Genomic DNA, 22,220 nt, shown 5'->3' with positions numbered 1-22,220 from the left:
AGATCATGAGCTTGAAGGGGCTTTTCCAAATGAGTTGCAATCGGTTGATGTGTATAAGGCATCGCAATCGAGTAATTTTCGGGTTCGAGCGCTGCGGTTGGTTGCGCAGCTAGCAGGGGGTTGAAGCGTCTGAGCCGCTTAACTTATGTTGGCTTCGCAGTAATACACAGTTTGGTGCTATCACGGCGGTTTCTCGTGGTGGGTTATTGGTGCCTCGCCAGTTGCTTCGTAAGTCTGGGATTCCTGTTTGCACTAAATGTTTAAAGCAACACCGCGCATATACCTTACCTTTGGCATTTAAGAACCTATAAAGCCTGTCATAAGCACAATCAGCAATTAACTAGTGTATGATTGGAATTATTACCTTAGTATGTTTGAAAAATATTTTGATATATTTACTCTGATAATATGTTAAATTTTAAGTGTTGAGTATGCCGTTAGTATTTTCAGGAACGATCACTTATACTCTCATTTTGCTTAATGGGCCAAATAATTTGACCCATTAATAAGTTGTGCCTAAAACCTTTAACGCTTACAGACTAAACTTGCTAGTCCATAGCTAGTAACGGGTAGAACTGAATAATTGGAAGGCTGTCGAGCTTTTTGTGTCCATCGTATCCATCTGCACTCACCAAATACCAATTTCCTTTTGGTATTGGTAACAGAAAAGAAGCCCAAGGTGTGTTTGTTGGGTAGGGGGTTTTAATTTGAGATGCATGTGCGTGTACCAACGATAGTTCTAACGCTTTATAAGGATCTCTACGCATTTCTTCAGGCGTCATTAGTTCTGCTGGATTTCTAGCGCAAAAAGCATCCGCCTTCCAGCTTACGTTGCCAGTGCTTTGGGCATTTAAGACAACAGATAAGAAGCCGTCAGTTACAGCCTCTACTTTTACGCCATTCCTTTGAGCAATAGGGCTGCCCAGGTGTGCAATACCTTCGGATATCATTGGAATATAAGACCAATCAATATTTATTCCCGCTTTTTGCAGTGTAGGATCAGATTCATTGAATATAACTTTTGCGATAACAGTATCGTTGGTTTTCACTGGCACTGAACATGAAGATGCGAGTACATTGCCACTTTCTTTTTTAGGACCAAAGATAGTTGTAGCTGTTGCAACATCAGAATTAACGTATACGACAATACTGACAGAGCCTCTATGTTGCGAGCTTAAAAACTCTTTGTGAAAAGACAGTGCAAAAGAGATAAACCCATCTTGTTCGATCGTGAGATTGATTTCGCTGCCGTCATGGTAAGTTCCTGTTTCGTCGCGCCAGTCACCAAATCCTAAAAGCGCAGGGTATCCAAAGCGGTATGCTGAAACCTGCTCTGGGTTTGAACGGCCTCGGTATTTAACATTGCTTGTTGCCAAGTAGCGTTCGTTTGCTCGATATGGTGTAAACCCAGAAGTTAAGCCTAGTTCATCAAATTGTTTTTTGTCGTCTGTAAAGCTGCTGATGCTCGCGTATGAGCGAACAATAGAGGATTGTTCTGGGGTTTTAACACTGATAGTACCGTTACTATCAATCCAATCTGCGGCGGAGTTACTAAATGTTGATAATACAAATTGGCAGTGTTCACTTTGTGTACTTAAAGATGTATCAATAGGTGTGTATGAACCTACCATACCGTTACGCATATAGACTAAGCCAGCATATTTTTTGAGTGCTTCATTGAATGCTGTTTCTCGTTTATCGTCGCTTATCAAGGTGCTTAACGGTGCAAACTCGCATGTGGACGATTCACTATCATTGAGCATAAACACAGGGCTTTTGCGGCAGCTACTTAAGAAAGTATTTAAATTTGAAAGCTCTCCCCCTCCTAAGCTAAAGTAACGAACTGACACATTTTTTAAAGTCTCGCTATTACGCTCAATGTTTTCTTTTGCTTGTTCGGATGAAAAGCTTGCAGAGTCTGTGTTTTTTTCAAAGCCAATAGAAACGTCTCTTTCAATCTTTTTGGTGTTTTCGCGGGTAATATCGTTTTCATCTATATATGTGATCATCGAGAAAAAGCCACCAAATTTGCCTTTAACTACGTAATGAGTACCCCATGTTTCGAAAAACGTCTCAAATTGAGAAAAATTATCGCTAGTTAATTGTGTTGGTAAATTGTTATATGCGTTTATAAACTCATCGTTTGTAATACTTGTATCAATTCTTTCTGATTGATACGCGATAAGGTGGCCATTTTGAATGGCAAAACTTCTGCTTTCTTCTTGAACGCACCGTTGTGTATTGGTTATTTTGATACCTGAGCCCAAGCTTAACCCTCCAAAGGCAAGCTTGCCTCCATACGAGCGTTTAGTTGAATTCTGAAAATCACTAACAGTTTTGAACAATCTGGAAGTAGAATCATATAAAGTCTCGTTTAGTGATACAGCTTTTGTTCCTTTGATATTTTTGTATGACTTTTCTAAATAGGTAAGTGGCATTCCGTCACTTACTTCTTCTTTAAATACGCTATTTAATAGTAGTGTTCCAAGAGGTAGGTTTACGCCACAAGTCATTGCAGATTCACTGCCTGGTAGAACAGTTATTTCATCGGTCATCATATTATCCTTTCTACGTTATAGAGGCCACCAAGTTATGAGGCCTCAAAAGCATAGTGAACTTCAATGACTCAGTACATTACAAGGGGTTACAGGTATTCCATAGCAACAAGGTAGCTGATAGAGTTATTTGAATTCAGTGGATCTTACGTCACGGTGGAATTCTAGCCTAAGATTGATGTATACAGTCATCAATCAGTTGGCGCCACGCGTCAGGCTTACCGTAATAGGCAGTATGCGGGAGCTTAACCTGTGTCTCATCCTTTTCAAGAATAAGGGTTGGGTAGCCCCTAACTTTAAACTTTTGCATTAGTAGATGGCTTTGCGCGATTTTTGGTTGCTCAGCGCCTCGGTTTGCTTGCATAGCCTGTTGCCACAGATTTTTATCTAGCCCAAGCTCTACCGCGAGTTCGTCTATCACCTCTACTCGGTTAACCTGTTTGCCCTCCACATAGTGGGCGTGCTGAATAGTTTTAAGCATGCTCAGTGGCGTTATGCCTAACTGTTCCGCGGTGATGATGGCACGAGCGGTGATGTAAGAGTCGAGGATCATCGACTCGTTACTCTTTACCCGTTGGACGTAACCTTTGCCAAACTGAGCGCCTGTTATGCTGGCTATATGCGCATCACTTATGAGAATGTGGTTGCGGAACGCTTTCTCTATAGATTGATTGGCAATCATGCCTCCAGGGTGCAGCACAAGCTCCAGTTCCCTGTTGGCTGCAATGGCATCCAGCAGTGAAGTTGCACCGTAACACCAGCCACACATGGGGTCGAAGAAGTAGTGTACTTTTACCATTTCATCTCTCCCATATGCACCTTAGCACCAATACTCAGCGCCATCGGTAATCCTGCATCAGGGTAACGTGCAGACATGCTATCAATCAGTTCAACGCTATTTTTGCTGCTGCTTTTAGCCTTACTAAAGTCGCTTAAATACTGCTGCGAATAGCTTATGGTATGTGCATCAAGTTTGGTGCCTGCTTTCATGTGGCCAGGTATTACAACCTCTGGCTTCAGCGCTTTTAACTCTTTTAATTGACGACTCCAAGCCTGTTGATTGCTTTTAGATTGCGCATCGGCCATCCATAAGTGGACATTACCGTAGACAGCAACATTACCCAGAACCGCTTTGCTTGATGGGATCCATAAATAGGGGCGGTGCGCTAGTTCAGATTGCGTGCCGTGGATCTCTATTTTGTGCCCATCTACAAAGAGTGTATTTCCCTCTACAACTGTTGGGATGTATGGCTTAACAGGAGCATTCGCGCCCATTTTTGGTGTCCAGAATGCTAGTTTACCCGCGAGTTTTTCTTCGATCACAGCTTTTACGGCCGCTGTGGTTAGGAGCTTAGCTTCAGGGAATAAAGTGTGTAGCACTTCCGCGCCAAAATAATAGTCTGGATCAGCTTGGCTGATAAAAATCGTTTTTAGGGTTTTGCCGCTATCGAGTACTTTGGCTGCAATGCGTAGTGCATCCGCTTTGGTAAAACCTGTATCTACGACCATCACTTCACTCTCACCCATAACAAGTGTTGAGTTAACGTGGAAGCTGTTCTTATCGGCGTTATAAACATCCACTGTAAGTGGGGCGGTGTTTGCTGCCATCGCATTGCCTGCTAATAAAATCGATGCTGCTATCAATGTTAGGTGTTTCATATCTTTTGCCTCAATGTATTTAGTACGGAGCAGATAATATGAAATTGATAGGCTCAGAAAAATATGCCAAACTAAACATCATTGTTTCATAAATCGAACAAATAAATGGATAGACTTACCGCTGCTAAGGTATTTTCCGACGTTGCAATAACCGGTAGCTTTACCGCAACGGCTGACAGGCTAGATATGTCTCGGCCTATGGTAACTCGGTATATTGAAGCAATGGAAAGCTGGCTAAACATTCGTTTGTTGCACCGCACGACGAGAAAGGTGTCTTTAACTACGGCAGGGGAGTCCTGCTTGGAAGAAGTGAAAGAGTGGTTAAAACAAGCCGATACTATCACTGGCTTAGCCGATACCAGTGGCAAACTGTCTGGTACGGTTCGCTTGGCAACCAGCATGTCTTTTGGTTTTTCTCAGCTTGTGCCTGCCATTCAACAATTTATGCAACAACATCCAGATGTGAATGTTGATATCGATTTACAAGACTCAGTAGCTGACCTCATTGAGAGTCAGATTGATCTTGCTATTCGTATTGCTTCTGCACCGGATCCGTCTTTGATTGGTAAATCAATCGCGGTATGTGGCTCCGTTATTGTGGCATCACCGCAATACCTTGAGAATAGAAATAAAATAACAAAGCCAGACGATCTGGCCGATCACCTATGTTTGGGATATAAAAACTTCCAGCAGCATATCTGGCATTTGCGCCAAGGTAATCTACAACGGTCTGTTGAAGTGAGTTGCCGTTTAACTGCAAATGAAGCCACGGCCTTGTTGCATGCTGCGTTACATGGAGCTGGTTTAGCAATCCAACCGACTTATTTGGCTAATCGCTATATTAAATCGGGCGAGCTCGCGCAGGTACTTCCCGATTGGAAGCCAAACGATATGAATATCTACGTGCTTTATTCTTCTAGAAAGTATATGTCACCCACAGTGCGAGCGTTGATTGATTACTTGTCCGCCTATTTTTCCAACGCACCGTGGTGAGATGTTATTGGTTTATCTAGTGGCCGTATTATTCTGGTAATAATGAGTTGTAATGCTATGGGATATACAGTTTATGTCCTTTGACCTAAATTTAGGTAATTTGGCAAATTCCCTATATTTATATTGTAAAAGAGGTACGTGATAGATACTCAAAGTACCGTTATGCGGTACTGTAAAAATGTGATGTCATCAATTTCTTTTGAACCTCAAATTTCAAAAGAGCTGTGCAATGTTTTATGCAACAGCCGATCTTAGTCGTGTTGCGGTCTTTAAATGATTTTATAGGTAATACTGAAAGTTCTCACATTGATAGCTATAAGTAGTGAGAGTGATTCTTGTTTTCATTAAAAGGTAGTGTAAGCACCTTATTTTAATCTACACTTCTTATGATAGGCTAATTTTAAAGGAATATAGCATGAGATTTTTAGTTTTCTTTCTATTTTTATGTTCTTTACCTCTATTTGCTTCGGATGTTTATTCTGTAAAAAAGCATTATAAATACTCGGCTTCTTCTGATAATGATAAATACTTTTCTGAGAGAGTTGCACTGAATGAAATGAAACAAAGTGTTCTGCAGGAGGTTGGGACACTGGTTATTTCTCAGATAGAAATGTTAACAAATAACAACGGAAGTAAGCAGTTCGAGGAAAGAACGCAATTGTATACAGCAGGCTTTATTCGCACTGATGTTATCGAGAAAAAATGGAATGGTAATGAGCTCACATTAGTTGCTAACTTTTCAGTCAATAAAGAAGAAGTTATTAGGAATATTTCTTTGATTAAGTCCTTAAAAGACGAATCTACAGGATTGCTAAATTCGTTGATACGAGCACAGCGTGATGTAAATGAGAAATTTATTGAAATAAAGTCACTTAAAGAACAATTAAATAAAGCGTATAACTTGGAAAATAAGGATACGCTTGAACGCGCATATCTGAGAGAAAAAAACAATCTTGCAGCACTGGATATTTTTGAATCTGCCTTGGACTCAATCTATGGTAGGAAAGGTGAGCCTGTTAATGAAGTTAAAGGACTTTCATTATTATATGAATCAGCAAACCGAGGAGTTGCACAAGCTTATTATACCCTAGCTATCTTGTATTTTAGTGGAGAAGTTGTGAAGCCAAGTTTGAAAAATATGGCTTTTTGGACGAAAAAAGCTATTGATGCTGGCTACGTAGAAGCCCTTCCACTTTACATATATCAGAACCCAACACTTAATGATAGTGAGGAGAGGTTGAGAAACGCCATTAAAGAATCAGACAAAACGGATCCTATACGCCAAACCTTAGAAGTAACACTGGCAGAACTCCTTTATAAAGACAAAAAAAATGCCAAAGCGTCATTGGATTTGGCTTTGCCATGGGCTGAAAAGGATGATGGTATGGCTCTGAAACTTGTAAGAGCGATTTACAAAGATAATGGAAATCTTAAAGAAGCGAAAAAGTGGCTTGAGAGGGCTGCAAATATAGGTAGTAGTTCGGCTCAATTGGAACTCGGCCTGCTAAAGATCGAGAATGGAGAGCAAGTAGAAGGATTTGAATTGATCAGGTTAGCTTCTGAGCAAAGGCATGTTGACGCAAACTTAAACCTTTATCGCTGCTACTACTTAGGGATTGGAGTGAACAGAGATGAATTGAAAGCCTTGCAGACTAAGCTCAAAATTGAGGGAATAGTTAGAGAGCAAGTAATTGAATCTCAAGCCCAGCTTCTTTACAGCGCTGCTGTTTTTATTGATAGTGTTCATGAGCGTCGCTCTGATACTGTTGATCCTGCCTTGGATACCTTAAGTTGGTATATTAGCGCTGCGGGAGAAGGTGGCACTGCAGCTCAGCTAGCTCTTGTCAATCACTATTTAAAAAGTGGTGACCCGTACGATGAGGAAAAAGCACTATTTTGGTTTAGCAAAGCAAATGGAGAGGGCAAAGCAGATAATGCTTATTTTATTGGACTCTCTTTCTCAAAGACAAGTAGTCTGTTCACTGTAGCAAAGAGTGCAAATCCTAAGAAAGCGAAATATTGGCTACGAAAAGCCATTGCTTTAGGTAGTAAAAAGGCACGATTTATGTTGGCTTATCTATATTCTCAAGATGGTAACCAAGAAAGATACATGTCTATGTTGGAAGACGCTGCAATCATAGACGGTAATGATAAAGCATTTCAAATCCTTATTAAATACTATGAAGCAAAGGGAGAGGTTGAGAAAGTTGATTATTGGAAAAAGCAGATGAGTGCTCATAAGGGAGATAGCTCATTGAACTAGGTTGTTTTCGTTGATTTTTATCGATAGGTATAAATAAGCGAAAAATAGCGCAGGTTCTTTTTGAGAGATTGCTCAATATTCTATTTCGGTAAATTTAACACGCAGAATCAGGAAGCTATTGTAGAACTGCCAAACCTCTTGACCATTATCAGTTAAATAGTAAATTTACGGTGGGAACTTTTTCCATATAAAGTGGGCGAGTATTTACGTTACGACAGGGTTTGGTGTCAATATTCAGCCATATTTTTGTGTCAATTCTCTGCAAATCTTATCGGCTAGCAGCGTAAAATAATGTGCGCTCAACATTACGACATTAGCTGCGCGTTAATCTTATAAAGGGAATTGCAATAAGACTTAGGGTTGTAAAGCTAGGTTAATGTCTATAGCTTGTAGCAGTGACAGTTTAGGAGACGTGGTATGCGACACAGATTAACAGTAGCTCTGATCTGGTTGGTAGTGGCTAGCTCAGCTTACAGCAGCGAGATGGAAGTACTGTATCAAACTGAAAAGGCAATGGCGGTTAGAGATAAAGATTATGGTACAAATATAGGTGTGTTGGCCTCGAAAGCGGGGCTCATTCTCATCGACCCAACAACCGAAGAAGCACGCCTACCAAACCTAAATGGCTTATTAGCACGTCATTTTCAAGCAAAGCGAAAATATTTGCTTAATACCCATAAGCATTCTGATCACACAGGTGGTAACGAATTTTTCCAACAGCAAGGCTTTGTATTGATAGACACCTTTGAAAGGTTAGAAGAACTCGGAGTCTTAGAATTCTCAGAAGCGGTGTCACATACTGCTCATGACAGAGTTTTTTTCCATCCAGCTAGTAATATATTATTTACTGGCGATGTTTATACATCAAACTGGCATCCAACATTTTACGCAGGAGGACTAACTGGCTTTAATAAAGCGATAGATATGCTCCTGTCTTTTGGTGATAAAGATACACTCATTGTGCCGGGGCATGGCAAGCCAACAACAAAAAGGGAACTTGAACAGCATAGGGTGGATACAATAGCATGGGTTGAACGGGTTAAGCAGCTCGCTCAAAAAGGCATGACGGTTGAACAAATAAAACAAGACTCGAGGATTCAAGCGTTATTGAGTCAATTTAATTTAGAGCAGCGAAAACCATTTTTACCACAGCGTGCATTAACACGCTTTGTCGAGCGCACACTGACCGTAATAACTCATGCTGAAGAAGGCTAATTCGCTGTAATTGGTATTCTCTGTTGCGACTAAAAGTGTCGGGGAAAATATGAAAATAACCAGTCGACAGTTAGCTCTGTATTTGGTGCTAGTGGCACTGGCAGTGACCAGTTGGCTGCCGACATTTAACAGCGCAATGGCGACATTTATTGATGAAGCCTTGTTACAATCTTCGTTAGTATATGCTTCTGCGCGAACCGTCAATGGTGCCATTTCTTTATTGCAATCTGCCGAGGTTGGAATTGGAGTTGCGAGCATTCAACCAGCACAATTGTTAGACCCTATCAATGATCTCGCTGAGTATATTTCTGATGTGATGCAGCTGGCGATAGGCTCGCTGTTTATCCAACGTATTCTCTATTCTATTTCAACCCATGTAGTATTTAGTATCGCGTTTACGATAACGGTGGTGGGGTATATGATCTGTTCGTACTTAGGGCTTTGGCAAAATGTGCGGACAAAGGTGTTAGCGACCATGTTATTGGTCCGATTTGTGGTGCCTTTTGTTATTTTATCGACAGGGATCACCAGCCAGCTGCTGCTAGATAAAGAAATAGATAAACAAAACCAAGTAGTATCAAGCAGTGTTGACGTGTTTCAATCTCAGGCTACGCAGACAAGTAGTCAAAGTGCCAGATTGAAGGCCAAAATCAACGGGCAGAAGCAAACACATAGCGAGCAAATTGAACAATTAACTAAACAGCAAATTCAGTTGCATGGGCAGGCAACTGAGTTAAATGCGCAGATCCGAATATTGGAGCAAGATATTGAGGCTGCTCAAGCTAATCGCAGTTTGTCTGAGTGGTTGACGTTTACTAAGAGTGAAGAAGCAAAGCCACTTATAGGAAAGTTGCAACAATTGACCAGTGAAAAGTCAAAATTAGATACCCAGATTGCATTAATTAATAGAGAAAAAGATCAACATCAACAGGCCATTACAAAATTGAATGAACAGCTTCAAGGTAGTTCTGAAGGGACACTTAGCCGAGCAATCAAAGCGGTATCTAGTGGTATTACGGATATGCTCAACGCTGCAGAGTCTTTGTTTCTTGATTTTCTGAATATAGTCTCACTGTTAATACTAAAGCTGGTGTTGATGCCACTGTTATTTTTTTATTTGGCAAGCAAGGTATTTAAAGGGATCTGGCGGCACGACTGGGTTGTCAAGCAAAGTAATTGACCTGAGCTTCGGATAATTAATGCCTTTCTAGCAGCACGGTTATTTTCCCCTTGCCTTAACATAAAAACGCGACTTGAACACCAGCGTTTTCCCACTTTTGTTTTAGCCAGTCTCAGCTTTGGGAATGGATATTCAAAAAAACAATAAAAGTCATTTAAAATCAAGTTATTAAATTTGGTATGAAGTTCGCAATATCGTATTAAAAAATAAATACGGTAGTACGATGGATATTAAAACGAGCCTAAATAAGCCAACTAAACCCTGGTCGCTTTGGCGCGGGCTGCCTGCAACATTGGTGTTGATAGTGCTAATAGGGTTATGGCTTCATTCTCGCGACACTCAACTTGATGCAGGCACTTTAACTTTGGCGACGATTGAACAAGGCCCAATGCAGTTTAGTGTTGCCGGATATGGAAAGTTACGATCTAAACTGAGCCGAGAAGTAACCACAACGTTTCCTGCACAAGTTGGGGAAGTTCTTCATCTCCCAGGTAGCAGACTAGAACCTAACAGCGTTATTTTGCGCTTAACCAACTCCGAGCTCACCCAAAGGTTACATCGCGAAAGGCTTGCCTTGGCAAGACAAAAGGCCAGTGTAGAGGCGCTCGCGCTAAGCCAGCAAAGTGAATTACTTGCATTAAAAGGGCAAGTAACATTACTGATAAGCGAGCTTGAAAATGCCAAGTTGCGTGAGCAGGCTGAGCGGCAATTGGTGAAACAAGGGATTGTATCTAGCTTAGATCATAAGCGCTCTATGTTAACACTTGCGCAGCTCAGTGAGCGTGTACAACTCAGCAAGCAACGGCTCACTCAAACCCAAGCACTGCACAAAAGAAGAGTTGAAATTGAGCAAGAATTATTAAAAGAGTATGAGTTGAGTTATCAGCTTGCCCGTCAAGCTGTTGAACAGTTGGCGGTAAAGGCGGGGATCAGCGGCATGCTGCAAGCTGTGCATGTGAGTCAAGGTCAAGCCGTTGTAGCTGGTCAAGCGTTGGCGGTTGTGGGAAGTGAACGTGCATTAGTTGCAGACTTAATGGTGCCAGAGCGAGAAGCGAGTCAGATTGTTATTGGGCAACGCGCGTTAATTAATACGTTTGTTGATACCGTTGAAGCAAGCGTTAGTCGGATTGCACCCATTGTTCAAGATGGTCGTATTGCAATTGAACTTGAGTTGTCTGAGGCCCTGCCGAGTAATGCCCGCCCAGCTCTTACGATTGAAGGGCAAATCTTTACAACAAGCAAACCCAAAGCACTCTCGCTCAATCAAGCTGGCCGAATACCTCCACACACTCATCGCCAACTATTTGTTGTCGACAGAGAAAATAAAGCACTTATCAAAAAAACTTTTAAATTTGGTAAACTAGCTGGCAATGCCATAGAAGTTATTGAAGGCGGTTTACCCGGTGAGCAGGTGGTGATGTCAGACATGTCTGCCTATCAACACTTAGAAAAAATAACAATCACATCACTCAATCGGTAAAGGAAAAGCAAATGGACAACCCAATTTTGGCATTACACCAAGTGAGCAAAGTATACTATGGTGAAGACGTTGAAACTCACGCAATTAGTAACATCGACCTTGAAATTCAACAAGGCGATTATCTCGCGATAATGGGGCCATCCGGCTCAGGCAAATCAACCTTGCTCAGTATTTTAGGACTACTAGATGACATCACATCGGGTAGCTATCGGATCCAAGGCGTCGAAACAACCTCTTTGGATGCCGATACACAGGCAGAGCTAAGAAACTTGCATATCGGGTTTGTATTTCAGTCTTTTAATCTTCTTGAAGGATTAACGGTATTCGACAATGTCGCTTTGCCGCTTCACTACAGAGAGCCCGTATTAACGAAGCAAGCACTCCAGTGTCGAGTATTGTCTGCACTTAAACAAGTAGAAATGTCTCATCGTGCGCAGCACAAACCTAATCAGTTGTCGGGTGGTCAACAGCAGCGTATTGCGATTGCCCGAGCACTTGCTGGGGAGCCCAGTATTTTGCTGGTGGATGAACCGACAGGTAATTTAGATTCAAAAAATGGTGATGCCGTGATGGCCTTGCTTGGTAAACTTAATGAACAAGGCACCACCATTTGTATGGTAACACACGATAACCGGTATGCAGGTTATGCAAAGCAGCAAATTCAGTTGTTAGATGGAGTGTTGGTGTCAAAAAATACGGCCAATCAAACACTCGCAGTGTCGGAGGCTGGGTAATGAACTTGTTGCAATTACGCCGCCAAACAACGCTTGCTATTAAAAGTTTGGCACAAGTGCCCAGTTTTTGTATTACTTTAGTCCTAACGCTGGCACTTACATTAAGCTGCTTTTTTGTTGCGTTAAGTTTGTTTAGCGGTTTCTTTATAAAACCGTTAGATATTGAGAGCGAGTCGCGTTTTGTCGTGATAGAGCAAAACAACAAGTATCAAGATAGGGAGTCTCGCGGCTTTCAAAGCTTCCAAAATATGCTGAATTGGCGACAGGCCTCTGCGCTTTATCAAAAGCGAGCTGTGGTAAGTAGCTTTTCAGATGTGGTCGAAAACCTCGCTGGCGCACCAAAACTTGCACTGACTTTTGTCAGCGACGATTACTTCTCTATGATAAAGATGCCGCTAGCGTTAGGCCGCTACCTTACGCCGACCAGTAATATTAATCAGAAGAACTCAGAAGTTATAATTTCTTATAAACTGTGGCAACAGTACTTTAATGGTGACGCCAATGTGCTTGGTGAGAGCCTGCGCATAGTAGGGCGGTTTTACACCATCGTTGGGGTAGCTGCTCAGTCATATTCAGACCCGTATTTTTTGAATCAAGGAGAGGGATCATTGTGGTTGAGTTTTTCTGAGGATGAGCGTTTTTTTGGCGACCAACGTGGCGAGTATCACCCGTGGACCAGCAGACAAAACAGTTTGAAATTGCTGGCGATATTGGCTGAGTCTGGTAGTCAGGATGTACTCGCTGAGCAGCTCTATCAAAATGTACAAGCACACCAGAGCGAATGGAAGTCAGCAGATGAAACATTACTGGATATTGAACCTGTGGTGCGTTTATATCGAGATGTTGAAGTTGCAGAACATGATAAGCTAGCAATTATTGTGCTGTTAAGTGTAGTTTGCTTAGTCCTTATCGCTATTTTTAATGTCAGCAACTTATTTATTTCACGGGCAAACACGATTCAGCAGCAACTCGCGCTACAGGCTATGCTGGGTGCTAAGCGCAAAGTGTTATTCCGTGGGATTTTATTAGAGGCCTTACTGTTAGTATCAAGTGCCGTGGTCATCGGGCTGTTCATTGCAGCATGGGAGCTGCGCTTCGTGAAATCATTTACCCATGGTTACTTGCCGCTGATCGATACGCTTTCATTAGATACAACTGTTTTACTCAGCGCTGTACTCATTGTATTTTTATTGGCGCTGTTGTTTGCTTTTGTTACATCACGCATGGTGAACTTTAACCAACTACGACAAAGCATGCAGTCATCAGGCAAAGGTAGCGTGAAACCGGTGAGCCAGACAATGACAAAAAGCTTAGTTGCGGTACAGCTGTTTTTTACCACTGTGCTTGTGCTTGGTGCGACGTTAGTACTGAGCAAAAGTGTCGATACCCTGTTGCGACCGCTGGGCACCAAATTGGATAATATGTACAGTGTGGTGTTGCACATTCCTGCCGATCCAACCCCATTTTCAGAGCGTTACAACAATATTGAACGCTTTAAACAGGCGCTGAAAACACGCTCTGGGGTAGTGGATGTTGCTCACGGTGATAGTCCATTACAAAGTGACGTGCCTGTGGTGGCGATGCGAGATATGGCCGGGGGATGGACGCCAAGTATGGTGAGAGGTAATGTTGGGCCAGACTACTTCGAGTTAACGGGGCTTGAACTCATCGCCGGGCGCACTTTTAGTGAAGCGGCAATTCGGGGAAATAAGGAAGAGGTCATCGTGTCTGAGGCTGCGGCAAATGTATTAAGTCCCGATGGCAATGTGATTGGCGAGACCTATTTTATTTTTAACCCTGATGTCCCAGCGGAAGTCGTGGGGATCTCAAAAAACTTTAATCACCCGAGCCGCTACAATGAGCTGCAAGGCAAAGCTGTTTGGTTGCCAGCGCTCCCTTTGGGCTACCCATTTATCATTGAAATGGAGCGCGGTACAGTGCTTACTAGAGCAAAAGTCCAAGACGCCATTCAGGCGGTTAATAGCCAAGCCGGAATATGGCGGTTTTCGGATTTAACTAAGGCATACCATAAACTGACTTATCTAGCGCGTCTAACGTTACAGCTGAGTCTTGCACTGTGTGTTTTTAGCTTGTTGTTGTCTGGTGTCGGTATTTATGGCGTCCTTAGCTATAGTTTGCAGCAAAAACGATATGAATACGGCATGCGCATGGCGCTGGGGGCGAAAAAACATCGTTTATATCGATTGCTATTATCGGATACTCTAGCCCCCGTTATCACAGCAATGGTGGCGGCGGTGATTACCGTAACAGGGGTTTATCTGAGCTTGCCATCAACCGAATGGGTGTTGATTAAGCCCAGTTGGCTGATTGCTGTGGTGGTGACCTTGCTTGTTTTTGCATTGGCTTCTTCTGTGTATCCGATGAAACAGCTAATCAATGCGACTCCCATGAAAGTACTGAGGCAGTAAAAGTTTGGGCGTAAGCCCAAACAAACAAAAAGTAGGAAGTGATGACATCAGTTTTAATCATTGAAGATAACCCTGACGTAAGAATGTCGGCGACAATTTTGCTGCAAAACCATGGCTTTACCAGTATTGAAGCCGCCCATCCTGATGAGGCGAAAGAGATACTAGCAGCGCAGTCTGTAGAGCTGATTTTACTCGATATGAATTTCAACAAAGACACTACATCGGGTAAGGAAGGGTTGCAATTTCTAACTTGGTTACGGCAAGCGCAAATAACTGTGCCTGTTGTTGTGATCACAGCATGGGCGAAAGTAGAGTTAGCGGTGCAAGCGATGCAGCTCGGTGCATGCGATCTAATCGAAAAACCTTGGCAAAACCAAAGGCTACTGAAAACAGTTAAGCGTTACACTCACATGCATCAACAGGCTGAGTTGCAGCCACACACCGCATCACAAGGTGCAGTAACAACAACTATGCTGCAACAGGCACAACGTGTTGCCAAAACGGATGCCAATGTACTTATTTTGGGAGAAAGTGGCAGCGGCAAAAGCCGGTTGGCAAAGTTTATCCATGATAATAGTCCGCGACGGGAGCACTCCTTTGTTAGTGTAAATATGGCGGCAATCCCAACTGAGTTATTTGAGAGTGAGTTATTTGGTCATCGCAAAGGGGCGTTTACCGATGCTAAATTAAATCGAACCGGGCGCTTTGAAATGGCTGAAAATGGTAGTTTGTTTCTTGATGAAATTGGTAGTTTGCCGATGACATTACAAGCCAAACTACTTCGAGTACTGGAAAGTGGCGAATATGAAGTGTTGGGAGACTCAAAAACAAATAAAAGTAACGCAAGAATAATATCAGCGACTAACCTCGATTTATCTGAAGCCGTGGCAGCTGGACTATTCCGACAAGACTTACTATACCGCTTAAATACTGTGGTGTTAACGGTTCCACCATTGAGCGCGAGAATTGATGAATTACCCAGTTTGGCGGCCCACTTTTTAGCATTGCATACCAAACGTCATGGCAATGAAACCAAAGGGGAGCGAACGCTTTGTCATTCTGCTTTGGAAAAATTGGCAAGATACAGTTGGCCTGGCAATATCAGAGAGCTCTCCCATGTAATAGAACGTGCGGTGATCTTAGCACCAAACAGTATTATTACGGCTGATGATCTTGACCTTGATGGTAACGCGTCAGAGTATGAAATGCCGTTACTTAGCTTAGAAGAAGCTGAAAAACGTATGATAGAAAATGCCATTCGCCATTTTGATGGGAATATAACCGCGGCTGGTGACTTTTTGGGCTTAAGTAAATCTGCTATGTATCGGCGTATTGAAAAGCACGACATTCCCCTAAAGGCCAATCAAAATGGCTAAGTTGGTTTCGCTCGAGCAAAAACTATGGCTTGGGTTTGCCGTCCCCTTAACTACATTAGTGTTGCTAGTGGTGGGGATCATTTTTTATTTTGAATTGACGTTTTTAAGCGCGATGACCCTGTTTATAGGAGTGCTAATGCCGTCGTTACTGGCACTTCACTACAGCTATAAAAAGGTGATGCTAGTGCTAGATAATCTGGCCGTGCAACTTGATAGCATAACCAATGAAGAGTTGAGCGTATGGCAGTTGGCTACTTATCACCGAGGTCGGGTTGCAGCGCTTAAAGCGGAGGTCAAGTCGGCTGTAGAGCGATTAAAACAAAGGCGGCAAGAATATGGGCAAAACGAGGCCTTTGTTTTTAATTTCATCAGTGAACTGACGCTACCTATCTTGGTGCTTGATGCACATCAGCATGTTTACTTTGCCAACCGTGCCATGTCTGCAGTTTATCCTGAAGGAACATTGCATGGTTTACATGCTTCTGCTTTGTCTCTGAGTTACGTCGATAAACAGTGGCAATTGCAACAACAGAGCGCACGATATAGCATCGTCTCGCACCCGTTATACCGAGGCCAACGAGTCTATCAGTTGTTGGTGTTTTTCTCCGTGGAACAAACCTTGAGAGACAACGAAAAGCAGGTGTGGCAGAAGCTGCTCTCGGTATTAAATCATGAAGTGTGTAACTCCTTAACACCGGTTTATTCGATGGCACAATCATTGCGGCAAGACCGTGATGTTATTCCCTTGGAAACGCAACATACCATGCTTGGGGTAATTGAAAGCCGGGCAGCACACTTGCAGCAATTTGTGGCAAATTATGCCCAAATAGCCCAATTACCTCCAGTAGAGATGCAAGCCGTTGAGGTAGAGTCATTAGTCACTCGATGGCGGACACTGTTTCCAAAGGTTGTGATCAACGTACACAGCTCGGGTGTCATTTACTGCGATGAACCTCAGTTAACGCAAGCTATGATTAATCTCGTTAATAATGCGGAGCAGGCGAATCAATCATCAAAACGTCAAGGCATTAGGCTTACCATACAAAGAGCGCAAGATTGGTTGCTCTGTTTGGAGGACAATGGCGGCGGGATCGACAACCTAGCAAATCTCTTTGTACCTTTTTATTCCACCAAGCCAAACGGTTCAGGCATTGGCTTGGTAATGAGTAGAGAGATCATTCGTAATCAGCAAGGAGAGTTACGGTTAAGTAATTTGGCTAATAATCAAGGTGCGCGAGCCGAGATCACGCTGCCGGTATGATGATATATGTAGAATAAATTAGATTGTCTAGTACTAAATGTCTATTGAGCTTTTTGCAATTTTAACTTAATTTTATAGCGTGCCTTTTAGAGGTAATTCATAGGGAAACTAAAGGAAATATAATGATTAAAAGAATGATAGCGGCTGGAGCTTTCGCTTTAGCAAATATACTAAGCTTATCAGCTCATGCAGCATTCAATAGCAATGATGCAAGGGATGATCAGCATAATTATTATAAAGGCCACGATGCTACAAGCACTTGGTATCAAACTCAGCGCTATAAAGGGTTATGGAGGGCTCAGGGAAACCCTTTATATGAAAACAACACGCTTCATAAGTATGCTGGGCCATCTGCGACAGCATCCAATAAACATGCCCCTTTGGCAGTGACACAAGGTAACTTCACATACTTTATTGTTAATGGTGAATCCGAGTATTATCCGCGTTATATTGGCCAAGAGCCAGATAAGCAAACGAGCACACCACCAATCGCATATTTGGTTGGTAAATATGACCATGTGAATGATGTGCTTTATCCGCCAACAACCATTCATGTTAAAGGGACCACTGACCAACATGATAATGCGGTGATCAATCTAGATAACGAAGGATATATCTACGTATTTATTTCAGGAAGGAATGAGAAAAGGGGTGGTTTGATATATAAAAGTGACAATCCCTATAATACAGACTCTTTTTCTTTGGTTTATAGTAAAAAGTACCCACTCTATGGATTAGATTCTGATTGCGACCCTGATTTAGTTGGTAATGAATTTGGATTTTATCTGTGTAAAGACCACCACCGCGGTTTTACTTATCCTCAAGCATGGTGGGTAGGAGACAAGTTCATCCTAATACATACTATATATTTACCTCTAACCTATTTAGATCAAAACGCTAGTCCGTCATATATGCGCGCAATTTACGCATCGACAGTCACACCTTCTGATAATGGTGTTATTGTTTCAGATCCTAAAAAATTGATTGCCATAAAGGGAACATATACAAAAGGGCATTACTCTATCAGTACCGAAAAAAATGGCACAATTGGGGTGGCGTTTAACGTGCATATGAAAGACCAAAGCACCTTTAAAGGAAATCCTCTATATGCAGTCGATAATCGTACAAATTTATATTTTATGTATTCGAAGGATGGGAATGACTGGTTTAATATTCAAGGTACTAAAGTTGTAAGTAATTTACTAGATAGTGGCGTACATAACCGAGGTCTTACCAAACCAGAGGAGCTTCATCAGGTTGCTGTGAGGGAATATCATAACCCAGTTACTGGGCAGACAAATGAGACGAACTGGTGCGATGATTGGTATGCGGCACTAGGAAAGGCACAGCCTAATAACTATATTTGCCGAAGAATATATCTAAAAGCGCTAGATATGGAGGTAGACTCTAGTGGTACACCGAGTAAAGTCGATATTCTCTATGGTGCAAGTCGTAGTGTCGAAAACCTTCAGGGCACCGAATATGGGCCATATCCTAGCTCGCAAATCGATAGCTCAGATATTTACTTGGCGAGGTACTTCTACTCTAATGCAACTCAACAATGGGATGGTGAACGTATTCTCTTAGACGGTAAAGATATCATTGATCATGCTTATACTTCAGGAACAATTTATCGCAATAATGGTAAAACAACTATCGTCACTCCTGCATCCTACACTCGTGATGGTCACGCTGGGCAGGAGCAGGTTATGGTGTTTGAAAATACCACGGGTGCAAAAGGAAACTGGACAAAAGTTGCCGACATGTACCAACAGCCACTAAGCTCACAGTTGACAGCAAACTTTGTTGTGAATGTGCATAATGGCAAAGGAAACTTTAAAGTAATGTGGTCTGAAGGAACCAAAACTGAGGGTGAAGTTAAACTCGTCATCGGAAATGAGCAAGGTCAGTTGTTTAAACTACCAGATAGCAGTGCTGTTCCTGCGACAGGTCAACAAGCATTTTAAATCTACCTCCTAGCTTACACAACAAAACTAGACTGTTGTGTAAGCTAGTTTATTTTTAATGTAAACACTAGCTCGAACACACTTTGTTCTTCTCAAGTTACGCGTTCAAGCAATTAACGAATATAGTTTTATACCAGTTTCATCTATCGCTTCAACTCAGCAAGATTTGAATATTTATCTGTCGCAGTCATCAGTAATCTTATTGGTAAAGATTTGGTAGCTGAGGATAAACGTGAAAGATAAAAAACCAATTGGGCCTGCACAATTGTCAGAAATGCCCATACTCCCTCTGTTTGTAAAAACCAGTATACCTATTGGTATTGGCCTGTTGATAGTTGGCCTGTACGCACTAGTTGATGGTTGGTTTGTGAGCCGATATATTTCTGAGCAAGCGTTTGGCGCGGTTGCCATGGTTTTTCCATTACAAATGTTAGTAGTTGCAATAACGGCAATGGTGTCATCTGGTATGGCAGCGACGATGACAAAGTGTATCGGTGCGAAAAAGGATCAACAGGCAGCGGAGGTGATCGGCCATGGTTTCATCCTAGGTGGTTTGATCAGCATCGTATTTTTGGTACTTGGATGGTTGTATCCACTTGAATTATTGTCATTACTTGAGGTTGAACCTGCCTTTTTACATGAAGCGATCCGCTATTTTCAACCACTATACTTATTTGCAGTAACCAGCGTGTTGTTACCTATCGTTGCCGACATGTTTAGAGGGCAGGGAAAACCGCAGTTGATGATGCTGATATTATTGGTGTCTGCACTATTGAATATAGCACTTGATTACCTATTTATTGCGACGTTAAACCTAGGAGTTGCAGGCGCTGCCTATGCGACTATTGTTGCCCAAAGCTTTGCATTGTTAGTGGCTGTAGTCATCAAACGTAAAGTTCCTGAGCTGCTCAGTGTACGTTTTTGTTGGCGGCCTCAGGATTGGCTGACGATAGTGGCTATCGGCATGCCCATTTTGGTCACCCAGTGTTGTTTAGGGTGGCAAACTGCGTTAGTCAACGTGCAGCTGCTAACCTTTGCAAGTAAAGAGTGGGTAATAGCCCATGGCATGCTAAGCCGTATCATTAACTTTGCTATCCTACCAGCAATCGCTATGCTGATAGCTTTTCAAACCATCGTGGGTTATAACCTAGCGGCAGGAAAAATCAATAGAGTCAAAACCTGTACCCGCATTGCTTTTTTTGCGATCACCGGATTTTCTCTATTGTTGACCTTGGTGTTAATGGGCTTACCAAAACTATGGTTACACTGGTTTACAGAAACCGAAGCATTGCTGGATATTGGTGAGCAAGTACTGCGTTCGGCGCTTTGGGGCATGCCGTTGCTTGGCGTGATGTTGCTGGCTTCTGGATTTTATCAAGCTAAGGGTGACGCCGCTCGCGCTTGCTTTTACAGTGGGGTGAAAGTGATATTTTTGATGACACCTTTGATGTTTATGATGCCGTCTATTTTCGATTTAACAGGAGTTTTTGTAGCCTTGGTAGGCGCTGATTTTCTCGCCGCAATGATAACACTGTGGTTATGCTGGCGACACTATAGACAGTACAAAAACCAACAAGAAGAGGTGCAATTTGCCGCCATCAGCTAGACATACTTCAAACTCCGAAGCCGTCTATTTACAACGATTAACGCCGGTACTTGAGTGGGTGCATGCTCATCCTGCGCTGCCACTATCACTGCAACAAGCCGCCGGTCTAAGTCACTTTTCTAAGTTTCATTTTCAGCGTATTTTCACAGCGGTGATAGGCGAGTCACTCAGCCAATATAGTAATCGCGTGAGGCTGGAGGGGGCGGCAAACAGACTTTTGTTGGCCGAACATGACAGTGTGACAGAAATCGCTTTGAGGTATGGGTTTTCAGGTAGTGCAAACTTTTCTCGAGCGTTTAAAGAGCATTTTGGCGTTACCCCATCAAGCGTACGCAAAACCGAACAACTGAAAAAGTTGGTGGCAACAAGCCACATTGAACCAGCCTTGAACACGACACAACTAACGCGTATTCATTCGCTACGAGCTAAGTCTAAAGAAACCATACAACCTGTGAAGGTAATAGAGGTTCCTGAACAATTATTATGTACTTTACGTGCCACAAAGGGTTACCAACTTGATGGCATTAATGATTGCTGGCAACGGCTTGCAAGCTGGGCGGATGAGCAAGGAATCAATTACCTTCAAGTACCGAAATTTGGTTTTGGCCATGACAACCCTGTATTCACACCAATGGATAAGGCCCGCTACGATGGCGCCATTGTCATCACGGAAAAACAAAAAAGTGCTGTAACAGCGCCTTATAAGCTAACCCGCCTCAGCCCTGGGACTTATGCTATCTTTGGTTATCGTGGCACCATTAAAAACTTATTGAGCTTTCAGCTAGATATCTTTGCGCAGTGGTTACCACACAGTGGCTATGAGCCTACTAATATGCCATTGGTGGAGCATTACCCCGAGGTTCTTGAAGAGCAACATGGAAAACCACCGAGTGAGCATTTTATTGTGTTGGAGATTTGGTTACAGGTTCAACCGCTGAGAGATACACACCAGCGGTTTGAATGATGAATTGGTATAACTAACTTCTTATCCCAATTTTAGGTTAACTAATCTAAAAACTTCACAATTTACCCACAAATTTCCCTCATGATCGGTTCAGCACTGAATGGGAGGGAAATACTATGGCTGAACTAGAGCTAATTCGAGTAGATAAATATAGTGAGCAGATCTTTACAAAACTGTTTGCTAAGAGCTCGTATCATCAACCATTCGGCTCATTTGAATTATGCAGTGCATCGAATATGGCTTACTTATTTTATGCCGACGGCAAGCTGGTGGGTTTTACCATTATTGGTATCTCAAATCGCAGAAACTTTGAAATCTGCGCCCTTTATATTATCCCCAGCGAACGGAGGAAAGGCTACGCAACAGGGTTCTTGGCGCAGATTTGGGCAGTGTATAAAGGACGTTGGAAAGTCAGTATGCAAGATAAAGTAGAAAGTAGCTGTGCTTTTTGGCAAGCCACTATGCATAAGATAGTTAAACCACAGCCTAGTTTGAGGGGGGGCAGCGACGAGTACGCCTTTGCGGTTTAACTATAAGT

16 protein-coding genes are annotated in these 22,220 nt (G+C 42.5%); 13 read left to right on the top strand and 3 right to left on the bottom strand.

The features are described 5' to 3' along the window. Positions 1-548 precede the first annotated feature (548 nt). From CEX98_RS03245 to CEX98_RS03235, 3 genes are all read right to left on the bottom strand, one after another. On the bottom strand, positions 549-2,558 hold the full coding sequence (locus CEX98_RS03245; RefSeq protein WP_099640695.1) for an MAC/perforin domain-containing protein: 2,010 nt from the start codon (positions 2,556-2,558) through the stop codon (positions 549-551). A gap of 166 nt (positions 2,559-2,724) precedes the next feature. Then, positions 2,725-3,354: a DsbA family protein gene (locus CEX98_RS03240; protein ID WP_099640694.1), complete on the bottom strand. Its 630-nt coding sequence runs from the start codon at positions 3,352-3,354 to the stop codon at positions 2,725-2,727. Then, positions 3,348-4,214, bottom strand: coding sequence for an MBL fold metallo-hydrolase (locus CEX98_RS03235; protein WP_099640693.1), 867 nt, complete (start codon positions 4,212-4,214; stop codon positions 3,348-3,350). Before CEX98_RS03235 ends, CEX98_RS03240 begins: the two co-directional genes overlap by 7 nt. Positions 4,215-4,319: 105 nt before the next feature. On the opposite strand from CEX98_RS03235, the gene CEX98_RS03230 reads away from it, so the two are divergent. The 13 genes from CEX98_RS03230 (at position 4,320) to CEX98_RS03170 (ending at position 22,212) form a co-directional block, all read left to right on the top strand. After that, positions 4,320-5,207 (top strand): LysR family transcriptional regulator, encoded by an 888-nt coding sequence (locus tag CEX98_RS03230; RefSeq protein ID WP_099640692.1) that lies wholly within the window; start codon positions 4,320-4,322, stop codon positions 5,205-5,207. A gap of 415 nt (positions 5,208-5,622) precedes the next feature. After that, positions 5,623-7,470, top strand: coding sequence for a tetratricopeptide repeat protein (locus CEX98_RS03225; protein ID WP_099640691.1), 1,848 nt, complete (start codon positions 5,623-5,625; stop codon positions 7,468-7,470). A 417-nt stretch (positions 7,471-7,887) separates the two neighbouring features. Beyond that, positions 7,888-8,685 carry an MBL fold metallo-hydrolase gene (locus tag CEX98_RS03220; RefSeq protein WP_099640690.1) on the top strand — a complete coding sequence of 266 codons (798 nt, stop codon included), beginning with the start codon at positions 7,888-7,890 and terminating at the stop codon, positions 8,683-8,685. A gap of 49 nt (positions 8,686-8,734) precedes the next feature. Further along, positions 8,735-9,865 carry a hypothetical protein gene (locus tag CEX98_RS03215; RefSeq protein WP_099640689.1) on the top strand — a complete coding sequence of 377 codons (1,131 nt, stop codon included), beginning with the start codon at positions 8,735-8,737 and terminating at the stop codon, positions 9,863-9,865. 223 nt (positions 9,866-10,088) lie between these two features. After that, a complete protein-coding gene (locus tag CEX98_RS03210) occupies positions 10,089-11,345 on the top strand; it encodes an HlyD family secretion protein (RefSeq protein ID WP_099640688.1) in 1,257 nt (418 codons plus the stop codon). An 11-nt stretch (positions 11,346-11,356) separates the two neighbouring features. Next, positions 11,357-12,079 (top strand): ABC transporter ATP-binding protein, encoded by a 723-nt coding sequence (locus CEX98_RS03205; protein WP_099640687.1) that lies wholly within the window; start codon positions 11,357-11,359, stop codon positions 12,077-12,079. Next, the gene (locus CEX98_RS03200; protein WP_099640686.1) at positions 12,079-14,508 is read left to right on the top strand and encodes an ABC transporter permease; all 2,430 of its coding nucleotides are present in this window, start codon (positions 12,079-12,081) and stop codon (positions 14,506-14,508) included. The genes CEX98_RS03205 and CEX98_RS03200 overlap by 1 nt, the downstream gene beginning before the upstream one ends. 41 nt (positions 14,509-14,549) lie before the next feature. After that, positions 14,550-15,884 (top strand): sigma-54-dependent transcriptional regulator, encoded by a 1,335-nt coding sequence (locus CEX98_RS03195; protein WP_099640685.1) that lies wholly within the window; start codon positions 14,550-14,552, stop codon positions 15,882-15,884. Continuing rightward, a complete protein-coding gene (locus tag CEX98_RS03190; protein ID WP_099640684.1) occupies positions 15,877-17,145 on the top strand; it encodes a sensor histidine kinase in 1,269 nt (422 codons plus the stop codon). Before CEX98_RS03195 ends, CEX98_RS03190 begins: the two co-directional genes overlap by 8 nt. 122 nt (positions 17,146-17,267) lie before the next feature. After that, positions 17,268-19,112 (top strand): hypothetical protein, encoded by a 1,845-nt coding sequence (locus CEX98_RS03185; RefSeq protein ID WP_099640683.1) that lies wholly within the window; start codon positions 17,268-17,270, stop codon positions 19,110-19,112. A 232-nt stretch (positions 19,113-19,344) separates the two neighbouring features. Then, entirely contained in the window at positions 19,345-20,718 is a 1,374-nt protein-coding gene (locus CEX98_RS03180; RefSeq protein ID WP_099640682.1) for an MATE family efflux transporter, read from the top strand. Further along, entirely contained in the window at positions 20,702-21,682 is a 981-nt protein-coding gene (locus tag CEX98_RS03175) for an AraC family transcriptional regulator (protein WP_099640681.1), read from the top strand. The genes CEX98_RS03180 and CEX98_RS03175 overlap by 17 nt, the downstream gene beginning before the upstream one ends. Positions 21,683-21,798: 116 nt before the next feature. Then, positions 21,799-22,212 carry a GNAT family N-acetyltransferase gene (locus CEX98_RS03170; protein WP_242441604.1) on the top strand — a complete coding sequence of 138 codons (414 nt, stop codon included), beginning with the start codon at positions 21,799-21,801 and terminating at the stop codon, positions 22,210-22,212. Positions 22,213-22,220: the final 8 nt, after the last annotated feature.

This window comes from Pseudoalteromonas piscicida, assembly GCF_002744175.1.
Classification (GTDB): Bacteria; Pseudomonadota; Gammaproteobacteria; order Enterobacterales; family Alteromonadaceae; genus Pseudoalteromonas; species Pseudoalteromonas piscicida_B.
This window is presented reverse-complemented; position numbering and strand designations above follow the sequence as displayed.